Origin of the sequence: Rhizobium sp. BR 317 (assembly GCF_047445835.1) — a bacterium.
Taxonomy (GTDB): Bacteria; Pseudomonadota; Alphaproteobacteria; order Rhizobiales; family Rhizobiaceae; genus Rhizobium; species Rhizobium paranaense.
Window position 1 is genome coordinate 16,005 of the sequence record NZ_JARWLB010000015.1, and the last position, 13,383, is coordinate 29,387.

General features: G+C 60.4%; 11 protein-coding genes. 8 read left to right on the plus strand and 3 right to left on the minus strand.

Annotation, left to right across the window (positions count from 1 at the left end; genetic code table 11):
• The first annotated feature begins 45 nt into the window (after positions 1 to 45).
• From QD357_RS21685 to QD357_RS21695, 3 genes are all read left to right on the plus strand, one after another.
• Positions 46 to 1,230: an NAD(P)/FAD-dependent oxidoreductase gene (locus QD357_RS21685; RefSeq protein ID WP_107107068.1), complete on the plus strand. Its 1,185-nt coding sequence runs from the start codon at positions 46 to 48 to the stop codon at positions 1,228 to 1,230.
• Positions 1,231 to 1,483: 253 nt separating this feature from the next.
• A complete protein-coding gene (locus tag QD357_RS21690) occupies positions 1,484 to 1,627 on the plus strand; it encodes a hypothetical protein (RefSeq protein ID WP_162950124.1) in 144 nt (47 codons plus the stop codon).
• A 355-nt stretch (positions 1,628 to 1,982) separates the two neighbouring features.
• The gene (locus QD357_RS21695; RefSeq protein WP_414125018.1) at positions 1,983 to 4,520 is read left to right on the plus strand and encodes a methyl-accepting chemotaxis protein; all 2,538 of its coding nucleotides are present in this window, start codon (positions 1,983 to 1,985) and stop codon (positions 4,518 to 4,520) included.
• Here the strand turns inward: QD357_RS21695 and QD357_RS21700 are convergent.
• A complete protein-coding gene (locus QD357_RS21700; RefSeq protein ID WP_107107070.1) occupies positions 4,496 to 4,750 on the minus strand; it encodes a hypothetical protein in 255 nt (84 codons plus the stop codon). The genes QD357_RS21695 and QD357_RS21700 overlap by 25 nt on opposite strands.
• Positions 4,751 to 4,838: 88 nt before the next feature.
• On the opposite strand from QD357_RS21700, the gene QD357_RS21705 reads away from it, so the two are divergent.
• Positions 4,839 to 5,711: a LysR family transcriptional regulator gene (locus QD357_RS21705; RefSeq protein ID WP_107107071.1), complete on the plus strand. Its 873-nt coding sequence runs from the start codon at positions 4,839 to 4,841 to the stop codon at positions 5,709 to 5,711.
• A gap of 55 nt (positions 5,712 to 5,766) precedes the next feature.
• Here the strand turns inward: QD357_RS21705 and QD357_RS21710 are convergent, their stop codons facing one another.
• Positions 5,767 to 6,765 carry an aldo/keto reductase gene (locus QD357_RS21710; RefSeq protein WP_107107072.1) on the minus strand — a complete coding sequence of 333 codons (999 nt, stop codon included), beginning with the start codon at positions 6,763 to 6,765 and terminating at the stop codon, positions 5,767 to 5,769.
• A gap of 334 nt (positions 6,766 to 7,099) precedes the next feature.
• Here QD357_RS21710 and QD357_RS21715 point away from each other — a divergent pair, with 334 nt between their 5' ends.
• The 4 genes from QD357_RS21715 to QD357_RS21730 all read left to right on the plus strand — a co-directional run bounded on the left by QD357_RS21715 (position 7,100) and on the right by QD357_RS21730 (position 11,307).
• Complete coding sequence (locus QD357_RS21715) at positions 7,100 to 8,185, plus strand: polyamine ABC transporter substrate-binding protein (protein WP_245407419.1); 1,086 nt, start codon at positions 7,100 to 7,102, stop codon at positions 8,183 to 8,185.
• A 246-nt stretch (positions 8,186 to 8,431) separates the two neighbouring features.
• Positions 8,432 to 9,574 carry an ABC transporter ATP-binding protein gene (locus QD357_RS21720; protein ID WP_107107233.1) on the plus strand — a complete coding sequence of 381 codons (1,143 nt, stop codon included), beginning with the start codon at positions 8,432 to 8,434 and terminating at the stop codon, positions 9,572 to 9,574.
• Positions 9,575 to 9,576: 2 nt separating this feature from the next.
• Positions 9,577 to 10,488 (plus strand): ABC transporter permease subunit, encoded by a 912-nt coding sequence (locus tag QD357_RS21725; protein ID WP_107107075.1) that lies wholly within the window; start codon positions 9,577 to 9,579, stop codon positions 10,486 to 10,488.
• Positions 10,489 to 10,491: 3 nt separating this feature from the next.
• Positions 10,492 to 11,307, plus strand: a complete 816-nt coding sequence (locus tag QD357_RS21730) for an ABC transporter permease subunit (protein ID WP_107107076.1) — start codon at positions 10,492 to 10,494, stop codon at positions 11,305 to 11,307.
• 23 nt (positions 11,308 to 11,330) lie between these two features.
• Here the strand turns inward: QD357_RS21730 and QD357_RS21735 are convergent, their stop codons facing one another.
• Positions 11,331 to 13,232 (minus strand): AsmA-like C-terminal region-containing protein, encoded by a 1,902-nt coding sequence (locus tag QD357_RS21735; protein ID WP_414125019.1) that lies wholly within the window; start codon positions 13,230 to 13,232, stop codon positions 11,331 to 11,333.
• Positions 13,233 to 13,383: the final 151 nt, after the last annotated feature.

Sequence of the window (13,383 nt, forward strand, 5' to 3'; positions counted from 1 at the left end):
TGGAAAAGCGATGATGCGGCGCAGCAATGGGTAAAGGAATGAAACGTGGCCGGCAGATATGATGTTATCGTCCTCGGCGCAGGTGCCGCGGGCATGATGTGCGCCATTCGCGCCGGCCAGCGCGGGCGCTCTGTCGCGGTGCTCGACCACGCCGCAGCGCCGGGCGAGAAGATCCGGATTTCCGGCGGCGGCCGCTGCAATTTCACCAATATCCATGCTGGCCCGAAGAACTTCCTCTCGGCCAATCCGCATTTTGCCAAATCGGCATTGGCGCGCTTCACGCCAAGGGATTTCCTCGCCATGGTCGAAAGCCATGGCATCGCCTGGCACGAGAAGACGCTCGGGCAACTCTTCTGCGACAACAGCGCCAAAGACATCATCCGCATGCTGATCGACGAGATGCGGGCGGCCGGCGTGGAGTTACGGCTGCGCACCGATTTCGGTGCCATCGAACCGATCGCCGGCGGGGGCTACCGGATCGCCACATCGGAGGGTGCTTTGGAGGCAAGCTCTCTGGTCATCGCCACCGGCGGCAAGTCGATCCCGAAAATGGGCGCCACCGGCTTTGCCTATCGCATCGCCGAACAGTTCGGCCTGCCGCTTGTCGAGACCCGCCCCGGCCTCGTGCCGCTGACCCTCGATCCCCAGCTTCTTCAGCGCCTGGCACCGCTTGCCGGCATTGCCGCGCCTGCCGAAATCCGCCATGGCAAGACCGCATTCCGCGAAGCCCTGCTTTTCACCCATCGCGGCTTGAGCGGCCCGGCAATCCTGCAGATCTCCTCTTACTGGCGGGAAGGGGATGAGATCACCGTCGCGATCGAGCCCGAAATCGACATTTTCATCACCCTGAAAACAGCTCGCCAAGCCAACGGCCGGCAATCGGCGCAGACGGCTTTGGCGGAGATATTGCCGAAGCGGCTGGCGCAGCATTTCGCGGAGGGAGAGGGCATGTCGGGCAATATGGCCGATCAACCCGACAGGCGCCTGCAGCAGCTTGCCGCCGCGGTCCAGGCCTGGCCGGTCAAGCCGTCGGGTTCCGAAGGGTATCGGACAGCAGAAGTCACGCTTGGCGGCGTCGATACGGCTTGCCTCGATTCAAAGACGATGCAGGTAAAAACCATCCCCGGCCTCTTTTTCATCGGCGAATGTGTCGACGTCACCGGTTGGCTCGGCGGTTATAATTTTCAGTGGGCTTGGGCCTCGGGCCATGTCGCCGGCGAGGCAGCTTGAAGCGCTCGCTTTGACTTCGTCCAACGCCACACGCGGCCGCGTAACGGAAGCATCTTCGTTGAGGTGCTACTGAAGTAGAACTGCCGGGCAAGGAATCCTACACCTTTCGGACAAATATTCGCTGGGTGCGACAATTGCGGCTAGGCTCTGGTTCCGGCATTTTCCTTTCCTACATCTTTATTGTCCACATTGGCAGTTGCCGGAACGACCTTTTGCCGGTTATCGTGTCAGTGCGAAAATGGGATTTAGGCTCATGAATAGAACACAACGTCGCGCTCGCGCTATTGCAATTGCTCAAACCCGTGACAATGCCAAGTTGGTGGCCATCCGGCTGCTGATGCTGGCGACCGGCGCCACGGCTGCCTGCATTGCTTACCTCGCGGTGCGCAGCTTCTGACATCATCGGCCTGATCGGCTTCGGCCGCCGCCTTCCCGGCGGCCGTCATGTGTGCATACGCCCGACATCCTCTCGGCTGAGGCCTCGCATCCCTGCATTTCAAGGCTTTCTGTCGCTATCAAACGCCCTGTCGCTCATTGGCACGCCGCCTTATCCGAAAATTAATTAATCGAACTCACAATCCCCGAAGATTTTCTGGGGCGTGCTTCTACAACGTAGAGCCGAAGCAATGATTGCCTCCCGACATGGTTGGGACCCCGTCTGCGAAAAATTTTAAGATTGATGGTTGTGTATCCGGTCAGCGCCGTGGCGGCGTCGGCAGGGTGAGTGCGGCGTATGAGAGGCCAGAGGCACCATGTTCATTGACAAGATCCTGTCCCGTTTCAAGATCAAGACGAAGGTTCTGATCTTCGTCCTGCCTTTCGTCATCAGCATTTCCGCCGTAGGCCTCACCGGGCTCTACGCTTCCGGCCTGCTGCAGGGGCGCATGGAAATTTCCAACAGCGTGCTGCAATCGCTGACGGGCTTCAAGAACCTCTACGGTTCGATGGATGACTTCCTGCGCATTACCAACGAACAGCAACGCGACAAGCTCTATCAGGATATCAAGTCGCAGCAGGGCGTTCTGAACGCAACGATGGCCCAGCTCGGCAAGGAAGCGGAGGGCCGCGACAATCTGATGGACGCGACGACCAAGACCGCCGACACCTCGAACGTGGTCGCCAAGCTCTGGACATTGCACGAGCAGGAAGTCGCCTTTCGCAAGGTGATCGAAGACGCGCAGAGGGCGCTGATCAGCGCCCGTTTCAATGTCGACTACGATGGTCAGCAGTTGGAAGACCAGATGCGCAAGGATGAGGCCGACGCGACCGCGACGTTGCGCGCCGCCGACCGCCTGCTGAAGGGGGGCGATTCGCTCGTCTCCGTCGCCGAAGATTTCAACAAGGCCGCAACGCCTGCCGACAAGGTCAAGCTGCTCAAGGACCGATTGCCTGACCTCAACAAGGCGCTACGCGCGATCGATCTCGCTGTGCCGCAGAACCAGAAAAGCGTCGTGCAGTCGCTGGCTGGCACCATCAAGGATCTGACGCCTTTCGCCGAAAGCGCCGATGCTCCGACGGACGATACCATCACCTCGATCGGTCGATTGCTTTCTCGCTTCCGGCAGATGTCTACCTATACGCAGCTCACGGCGACGCAGATGATGCGCCAGGCGACCACGACCTTCGTTCAACTGGATGCTCGTGTCGTCCAGACCAATTCCATTCTGCAGGACACCCGCCGTCTCGAAGCTTCGATCTATTCGCTGCAGCTCGTGCTTGCCGACTTCACCACCAATACTAACAAGGACAATCTCGTTCGTCTGCGTCAGGAAGTCTCCAAGCTTGGCGGCGACATGGATACCCTGAACCAGAGCGCCAAGAACATGGATTTTGCCGGCGATATCGACAAGGCCATCCGTCCGGCGATCAAGTCGATGGATGATGCCGGTGGCAAGCTGGTCGATACCATCGCGCAGCGCATCACCGAATATGCCAGCGCCCGCCAGCAGCTCGATCAGGTCTGGGGTCAGCTCACCGCCTTTGCCGAAACCCAGAAGCAAAGCGCCGGCACGGAGCGCGACCAGGCGAACTACATCTCGATCCTCGCTACCACGCTCGGCATTATCCTCTCGGTCGCCGGCGGCATCGCCCTGGTCCTGACCCTGCAGCGTCCGATCGGTCAGATCACCGCCGCCATGCGCCGCATTGCCGACGGCATGCTGGAAACCGCGATCTCCGGCGAGCAGCGTTACGACGAAATCGGCGACATGGCCCGCGCGCTCGGTATCTTCAAGGAAAACGCGCTCTCGAAGATCCGCATCGAAGAACAGAGCGACGAGGAACGAACCGCCGCCGAGCACKAGCGCCAGCGCAACGATGCCGAAAAGCGCGAGCTCGACCGCCAGATCGACTTCGCCGTCAGCGAGCTTGCCGCCGGCCTCGAGCGCCTGGCTCAGGGCGATATCTCTTCGAGCATCGAAACGCCCTTCATCGGCCGCCTCGAACAGCTCCGCCAGGATTTCAACAGCTCGCTCTCGCGTCTGCAGCAGACGCTCAGCCAGGTGCGCGACAATGTCGAGATGATCCAGAGCAACGGCAGCCAGATGGCAGCCTCGGCCGAGGACCTGTCGAAGCGCACCGAGCAGCAGGCGGCCGCGTTGGAAGAAACCGCCGCCGCTGTGGATGAGATCACCGTCACCGTCCGCTCCTCCGCCGAGCGCGCCAAGGAAGCGGATGCGATCGTGCGCGAAGCCAAGCGCAGCGCCGACGACAGCTCCGTCGTCGTCGGTAACGCTATCGACGCCATGGGGCGTATCGAAGATGCTTCACGCCAGATCGAGCAGATCATCGGCGTCATCGACGAGATCGCCTTCCAGACCAACCTGCTGGCCTTGAATGCCGGTATCGAAGCTGCCCGCGCGGGCGAAGCCGGCAAGGGCTTCGCGGTCGTGGCCATGGAGGTGCGCGAACTTGCGCAACGCTCAGCCGCTGCGGCGCAGGAGATCAAGGGGCTGATCAACAAATCGACCCACGAGGTCAATTCCGGCTCGCAGTTCGTGCAGGAGGCGGGCTCCGTGCTCGCCCAGATCAGCGGCCAGATCGTCACCATCAGCCAGCATGTGGAAATGATCGCGCGCGCCAGCCACGACCAGGCAAGCGCGCTGCAGGGGGTCAACTCATCCGTCAACCAGATGGATCAGATGACACAGAAGAATGCGGCCATGGTCGAAGAAACCACGGCGGCCAGCCGCGAACTGGCCTCCGAAGCGGACGCGCTGCTCTATCTCATCCAGCAGTTCAAGATCGAAGGCGGGCAGGGCGTGGGCTATATGCGAGCAGAAGCCGCCTGACCGCAGCAATCGTCACCATCACAGGCGGACCGGCCGATATCAGGCCGGTCCGCCTTTTTCGTTTTGAACCATGCATAGCCGGCATCGAGAGCGTTCGCGAACCAGGTAAATAGCGCCCAGGGGTCGCGGCCATATTCCTGATAGAAAGCGTCCTCGTTGCGGCGCCATTGCGCCTGGCGGGCGTCGTTCTCCAGTTGGATAATTCTAGCTAAGGCGATGCAATCGATCATGGGAAGTCTCCATATTGGGAGGCATCCCTTCAATTACACAGAGGAATTTTCTTTATAAACGACCATTTTCCCCTTATATTTTTCAGTTATGAAAAATGCTCTTTGGGATTCCTATCAACTTTTCCTCGATGTCGCCCGCGGCGGCGGGCTGACGGGCGCTGCATCTTCAAGCGGGTTGAGCCCGGCAACGATCGGCCGGCGCATGCTGGACCTGGAGAGCCAGATCGGGCGTTCGCTCTTCCAGCGCAGCCAGACGGGCTATGTGCTGACCGGCGACGGCCAGGAGCTGTTCGATCAACTGCTGGAGATGGAAGCGGCTGCGCGTAAGATCGAGAGCTGGCAGCGCGACGCCCAGGGTGCGGCAATCGTCCGGATCGCGGCGGGCACCTGGGTCGGCTGGCTGCTCAGCCAGAACATGCCATCGATCTGCTCCGAACGCGACGGCTTCCGCATCGATCTGAATCTCGCCGAACGCCGTGCCAGCCTTGCCCATCGCGAAAGCGATATCGGCATCCGCGCCTTCGAGCCGGAGGAGACCAATCTGGCGGCCGTCAAGACCGGCGATGTCGCCTATGCGGCCTATCAAGCCCGCAACATGCGTTTCGCCGGGCCGAGACGCTGGATCGCAGTCGCGGAAGAGGATGCGATCTCCGCCTACCTGCGCTGGCCGCATCAGAACCAGCGCGAGGCGATCGCGGTGACCGTTAACCGGCCACGCTCCCTCTACGATCTCGTGCTTGCGGGAGCGGGCATCGCCGTTCTCCCTTGCTTCGTTGGCGATCTGGAGCCGCGGCTGGAGCGGGTCGGCGAGGAAGTTGCGTCGCTTCGTCACGGGCAGTGGATCGTCATGAACGATGCCGACCGCCATCGCCGCGAAATCCGCACCGTGGTCGATCGCATGACGCGACTGCTGAAGAGCCATGCTGATCTCTTCGCCGGCAACCGGCCTACCTATATATGAAAACCGGCGGCCATGGTCGCCGCCGGTATCTTGATCCCGGATAACGGACCAATGTTCAGCGAGCCGCGTCGCCCCAGCGATATTCCACCGTCGCGTCGTCCAGCTTTGCCTTCAGCGCCGGATCGAGCTTGAGGTCGATGGCGGCAAGCGTGTCGGTCAACTGGTCCGGGCGGCTGGCGCCGATGATGGCGGAGGTGATCACCGGATTGGCGGCCACCCAGGCGACGGCAAGCTGGGTGAGCGAATGGCCGGCTTCATCGGCGATGCCGCGCAGTTTCTCAATGGTCTCGAATTCGCGTTGGTGCCAGTAGCGCTGCAGATAGTTGGCGCCGGCACTGCGCAATTGCGAGCTGAACCGGCCTTCCGTCGGCGCGACGTCATGCCTGTGTTTGCCAGTCAAAAGGCCGCCTGCGATCGGATTGTAGGGAATGACGGCGATGCGCTGTTCCTCCACGAGCGGCAACAGCTCGCGCTCGATCTGGCGGAACAGCAGATTGTAGCGCGGCTGCACGGAGACGAAGCGGGCGGTGTGCAGGACATCGGCGCGGCCGAGTGCGAGCGCCAGCCGGTAGGCAAGGAAATTCGAGACACCGACATAGCGGGCCTTACCCGAACGCACGATGACGTCGAGCGCCTCCAACGTTTCGTCGATCGGTGTTTCGCGGTCGTCGGAATGGAGCTGATAAAGGTCGACGTAATCGGTGCCGAGACGCCGCAGCGACGCATCGATGGCGTCGAGCAGGTGCTTGCGCGATGCGCCCTGGTCCCAGGGAGAGGGACCGACCTTACCAACCGCTTTGGTGGCGACGATGAAGTGGTCGCGCTTGCCCTTCAACCAGCGGCCAAGGATCTCCTCGGTGCGGCCGGCAAGCTGTTCGCCGCCGCCGAGCGGATAGACGTCGGCCGTATCGATGAAGTTGACGCCGGCATCGGTCGCCTTGTCGAGAATGGCATGCGCGATGTCTTCCTGCTCGATCTGCAGGCCGAAGGTCATGGTGCCCAGGCACAGGCGGGAGACGCTGAGACCGGTATTGCCGAATTTTTGATACTGCATGATGGAAACCCTTGGACACGCGGGTTGATTTTGCCCTTGGGGCAGGGCGGCGAAATAGGCGGGAGGCTATTTGTAGGATGAGACGGCCCGATGTTAGCAAAGCTCATCCCGGCATTCACGCGGGAAGCGGGTCTTGCGTTCACAATCACGTGCGCTCCGCATATTGCCGTTTCCGCGGGTGTCGCCTGCCGATTTTCGGCAAATCCGCCAAAGCTCATACTGCCTTGCTTTTCCCCCTTGTGGCCTTCGGAATTCCTTTCTAGTCTGACGGGAAAAACAGAGGGTTGGGTATCGCCGGGATGCCCTTGAACAAACAGGAGAGACCATGAAGTCCATGTTCGCACGGCTGGCAGCAACGGCTTTTGCCGCCGTTTCGCTGGTGACGGCAGCTCAGGCCGAAGACAAGGTCGTCAATATCTACAACTGGTCGGATTACATCGATGATTCGATCCTGGCCGATTTCACCAAGGAAACCGGCATCAAGGTCGTCTACGACACGTTCGATTCCAACGAGACGCTGGAGACCAAGCTCCTTGCTGGCAAGACCGGCTACGACATCGTCGTGCCGACGGCGGACTTCATGCAACGCCAGATCAAGGCAGGCGTGTTCCAAAAGCTCGACAAGTCGAAGCTGCCAAACATTTCCAACATGTGGGACATGGTGATGAAGCGCATCTCCACCTATGATCCCGGCAACCAATATGCCGTCGACTACATGTGGGGCACCAACGGCGTCGGCTACAATGTCGACAAGGTGAAGCAGATCCTCGGCACCGACGACAAGCCGACCCTCGACGTGATCTTCGACCCGAAGGTCGCTGCCAAGTTCAAGGATTGCGGCATTTACATGCTTGACGCGCCGAAGGATGTCATCCCGACGGCGCTGGCCTATCTCGGCCTCGACCCGAACTCGACCAAGCCTGAGGATTTCAAGAAGGCGGAAGCGCTCCTGACGTCGATCCGGCCCTTCATCCGCAAGTTCCATTCGTCCGAATACATCAATGCGCTCGCCAACGGCGATATCTGCCTCGCCTTCGGTTATTCCGGCGACATATTGCAGGCGCGCAACCGCGCCGAAGAGGCGAAGAACGGCGTCCATGTCGACTATTCGATCCCAGCACAGGCGCAGATGTGGTTCGACGTCATGGCGATCCCGGCCGATGCACCGCATGTGGCCGAGGCGCATGCGTTCCTGAACTACATCATGAAGCCGGAAGTCATCGCCAAGGCCAGCAACTTTGTCGCCTACGCGAATGGCAACAAGGCTTCGCAGCAGTTCGTGAACAAGGAAATCCTTGAGGATCCGGCAGTTTATCCGACCGATGAGATCATGAAGCACCTGTTCACGGTGACGCCGTGGGATCCGAAAACGCAGCGCCTGGCGACGCGCTTGTGGACCAAGGTCGTGACCGGTCAGTAAGTCAGACAAAGGCCCGGACGGAAACGCCCGGGCCTTTCCTTGGAGCAATTCCAGGAAAAGTGCGAAGCGGTTTTCCGTCCGGAATGCGCAAAAACAAGGATAGAGCGGGAAAGCGATTCCGTGAAACGCTTTGCCGCTCTAGTGCAATGGTGATCCAGGGCGCGCAGTTCTGGATGGAATAATATGAAATCTGAAGCGCTACCGGATGGGGAAAAGCCGGAGCGGCATTCATTTCGGGGATAGATGATGAAGTCTCTCGGCAATATCCGGCGTTCCTTCGCTCCTTGGGCCGATCCTTCGGCAAAGCCTTATATTTCCTTCAAGAACGTCACCAAGAAGTTCGGCGATTTCACCGCCGTCGACAATCTTTCCCTGGATATCTACAACCGCGAATTCTTCGCCCTGCTCGGCGCATCCGGCTGCGGCAAGTCCACGCTGCTGCGCATGCTGGCCGGCTTCGAGCAGCCGACGACGGGCGAGATCGTGCTGGACGGCCAGAACCTTGCTGGCACGCCACCCTATCGCCGTCCCGTCAACATGATGTTCCAATCCTATGCGCTTTTCCCGCACATGACGGTGGAAAAGAACATCGCCTTCGGGCTGCGCCAGGACGGCATGCCGAAAGCGGAGATCGCCGAACGCGTCGCGCAGATGCTGAAGCTCGTGAAGCTGGAGCAATTTGCCAAGCGCAAGCCGAACCAGCTCTCCGGCGGCCAGCGCCAGCGCGTGGCGCTCGCCCGCTCGATCGCCAAACGGCCGAAGGTGCTGCTGCTCGACGAGCCGCTCGGCGCGCTCGACAAGAAGCTGCGCGAGGAAACCCAGTTCGAGCTGATGGACCTGCAGCAGAGCCTTGGCCTCACCTTCGTCGTCGTGACGCACGACCAGGAGGAGGCGATGACCATGGCTGACCGCATCGCGGTTATGAGCCATGGCAGGGTCGTGCAGGTGGCGACGCCGGCGGAGATCTATGAGGCTCCGAATTCCCGCTTCGTCGCCGACTTCATCGGTGACGTGAACATTCTCGATGGCAATGTCACGCGCGCAAATAGCGGCACGGTCGAGATCGCCGTCGACAATGGCTTCACCTTGCGCACGGCAACCGGCGAAATGCCCACCGAAGGCAGCCGTGCGGGCTTCGCCATTCGGCCGGAAAAGCTACGTGTCACGCCGCGGCCGCCCGCCAACGCCTCGGTCAATGCCGCAGAGGGCGAGATCTGGGATATTGCCTATCTCGGCGACATGACGGTGCTCCACGTCAAGCTGAAGAGCGGGCAGGTCGTGAAGGCCTCGTCGCTGAATGCGGTACGCGCTGTCGAGGAGCCTTTCGCCTACGATCAGGACGTCTGGGTCTCCTTCGATGAAAATGCCGGCGTGCTGCTGAAGGATTGATCATGAGGACGCTCGGCTCATCCATCTACCAGCGCCTCGTCATCATCGTTCCTTATGCCTGGCTGCTGATCTTCTTTCTCGCGCCCTTCCTGATCGTCTTCCGCATTTCGCTGTCGACGAAGGCGCTCTCGGTTCCGCCCTATGATCCGGCTTTCAATTGGTCGGACAGTTTCAGCGATTGGTGGGACAAGCTGCAGAGCATGTCCTTCGACAACTACACCTGGCTGGCCGGCGATCCGCTCTATTTCAACGCCTATGTCCAGAGCCTGAAGATTTCAGGCATATCGACGATCCTGACGCTGATCATCGCCTATCCCATTGCCTACGGCATGGCGCAGGCGCCGCGCAGCATTCGCCCGACGCTGCTGATGCTGGTCATCCTGCCGTTCTGGACGAGCTTCCTGATCCGCGTCTATTCCTGGATGTCGATCCTGAGCACGACGGGCTTGCTCAATCAATTGCTGATGGCGCTTGGCATCATCCACGAGCCGCTGGTGATCCTGAACACCAATACCGCCGTCTATATCGGCATGGTCTATTCCTATCTGCCTTTCATGGTGCTGCCGCTCTATTCCTCGCTGGAAAAGATGGACGGCACCCTGATCGAGGCGGCGCAGGATCTCGGCTGCACGCCGATCGGCGCCTTCTGGCGCGTGACCTTCCCGCTGTCGATCCCCGGCGTCATCGCCGGCTGCATGCTGGTTTTCATCCCTGCGGTCGGCGAGTTCGTTATCCCCGATCTGCTCGGCGGTTCCGAAACGTTGATGATCGGCAAGGTGTTGTGGAGCGAGTTCTACGGCAATACCGACTGGCCGCTGGCGTCGGCAGTGGCGACCATCCTGCTGCTCGTGCTGGTCGTGCCCATCGTCTTCTTCCAGCATATACAGGCGAAAGCCGATGAGAAGGGGAGGTAAGCCATGACCCGCTGGTCCCGCTTCAACATCGTATCCGTGACACTCGGTCTCGCCTTCCTGTATTTGCCGATCCTGCTGTTGGTCATCTATTCCTTCAACGCCTCGCGGCTGGTCACGGTCTGGGGCGGCTTCTCGACGCAATGGTACGGCCATCTGCTTCGAAACAACGACATGCTCAACGCCGCCTGGCTGACGGTGCGCATCGCCCTGTTTTCGGCGACGATCGCCACCGTCCTCGGCACGCTCGCGGCGCTGACGCTGGTGCGCTACACGCGCTTTAACGGCCGCATCCTGTTTTCCGGCATGATCTACGCTCCGCTGGTCATGCCTGATGTCATCACCGGCCTGTCGCTGTTGCTGCTCTTCGTCACCGCCGGCCTCGATCGCGGCTTCTGGACGATCGTCATGGCGCATACGACGCTGACCATGTGCTTCGTCGCGGTCGTCGTGCAGTCCAGGCTTCTGAGCTTCGACCGCTCGATCGAGGAGGCAGCGCTCGATCTCGGCGCGCCGCCGGTGCGCACCTTTTTCGAGATTACGCTGCCGATCATCGCGCCGGCCGTGTTTTCCGGATGGGTGCTAGCGCTGACGCTGTCGCTGGATGACCTGGTGATTGCCACATTTGCTTCGGGGGCCGGCGCCAAGACTTTGCCGATGTTGATCTACAGCCAGGTGAAGCTCGGCGTGACGCCTGAGATCAACGCCATCTGCACCATCCTGATCGGTGTCGTCACCGTCGGCGTCATCTGCGCCTCGATCGTGACCAAGCGTCGCGAAGTACAGCGCCAGAGGGACGAGCAGGCGGCCGCCGCGGCATAGGGCAAGCCCGCCGTAGGTGGCGCCTATTGTTGCTGTGGCTGCTGACCGGGTTTTTGCAGCAGCGTCGTGACCGGCGAGATCACCGGGTCCGGCCAGGTGCCCCCGATGAAAAAGGGCAGCATTGGCAGCTCCGCCGCATTGGCCGGGTTGCTTGCCTGCATCGTGCCCGACAGCGCCAGTCCGTTACTGCGGAAGGGAATGACGCCGTTCAGCGTCACCGTTTCGTTGCGGCCTACGATCTTGGCACTGTGAACTTCGACCGATCCCTTGGCAAAGCTCGCATCGACATCGACGCTGTCGAAGTCGAAGGATGTATCGCCGATATCGCTCATCCGGAAAAAGCCCTTTTGGGAGGCAAGCGCACGGAAGGTGGAGATGTTGAACTGCCGGAAGGAACCGGTGGCCGAGGTGAAATGCATCTTGCCGGCGACATCGCTGAGATTGGCGGCCCAGATCGGCTTCGAAGTGCTGAGCGAAAGATCGAGAGATCCGGTCGTCAGCGGCAGAGGCCCTACAAGGTTGAGCCGGGTGAACAGCCCGCCGAAATCGGCATCGTGGATGGAGATCTGCAATTTGCCGCCGCCATCGAAGTCATTTTGCGTGACCTCCAGATGCGAGGTGAGTTCTCCACCCTCGAAGCCGCTATCGCCGATATCGAATTTTGCCTTGCCGCCCGCGACCAGCAGGCTGGCGCCGATATCATCGAACTGGAAGGGACCGAGCACGGCTTTGTTCGACGAGAGCCGCATATCCAAATCGAGGCGCTGCAGCGGATTGCCGTTGAGCAAGGCGTCGATGGCGGTATCGGCAGCGAGCCGCATGGAGAAGGCTGCCAGGAACGGATTGAGATTCATCTGGTMGAAGGCGAGCGTTCCGGAAATCTTCGGCTTGCCACCCGTGGGATAGCTTAGGTCCATGACGCCGGAGGCAGCGGAATCGTTGACCTTGAAGCTCAGATTGTTGAAGCGAAGGCCATTCGGGATTGCCGCGACGTCGGCATTGAGGGAGACGTTTCGCAGCGTATCGGCGCCCGGCAGATGTTCTCCGCTCCAGGTCAGGAAGGAGGGCACATTCGGCACACTCAGATCCAGATTTCCGGCGAGCGCGGAAAAATTGGAAATACTGGTGGCGCCGGTATAGGCCCAATTGATCAGCGAAGAGGAGAAGCTTGTCTTCGCATCGACGCTTTTGCCGGCAAAGAGCAGCAGGGGCTGGGCGGAATTGAAATCGATCTTGACGTCCTGACCGTTGAGCCGCGCCAGGATGACGGCAGTCATCGCCCCAGACAGCCGCGGCCAGGAGATGTCGGCATTGACGCTGGTCATCTTGTAGAGATTGCCACTGCGATCGTCCGTCATCTCGACGCTGCCGTCCTCGATGGTCAGCATGCCGATGACGGCATCCTGATCCTTGCTTATCGGCGTGCTCTGGTTGGAGGATGTCTCCACCCGTTCGATTGCTTTGGACAGCAGCCCCTCATTCGTCCAGTCGATCAGACCGGTCTCGTCGCGCCGGATATAGATCACCGGCCGCACGAAATGGAATTCATGAAAATGCGCGCGTCCGCGCAGTGCCGCAAACAGCGAGAAATCCGCCGAGAGGCTGTCGACGTGGCCGAGCACCTTGCCGTTTTTCGTCGGTTCGCGGATGGTGATCTGGTTGAGCGTCACGCGCGGCGTCGGCCAGAATTCCAGCGTCGGCGTGCCCTCGATCTGGGCGCGATATCCCGTCCAGTCCGACAGCGCGTTCTCGATGCCGGCGCGAACCAGGCCGCTGGAAATCAGGAAAGGAGCGGTTGCTCTGAAGACGGCGAAGACGATGATGATGGTGAGAAGGACAATACCCGTGGTGCGCGCAACGGCAGGTAGCCAGCGCGAGGCCGATCGCATCGTTATCAACCACTTCTTGTTCCTCGACGCTCTCATGATCCAACTCAGACTTTCATACGGATAGCGCTGATATGCCTGCGTTTGCCGGATATAGGAAATGATCGGCGGATGCAAACATTGTACAGCGGGAATGCCGACAACTCAGTGACTTTATAATGCGCTGCAGCATGGTATATAAGCCGAAAAC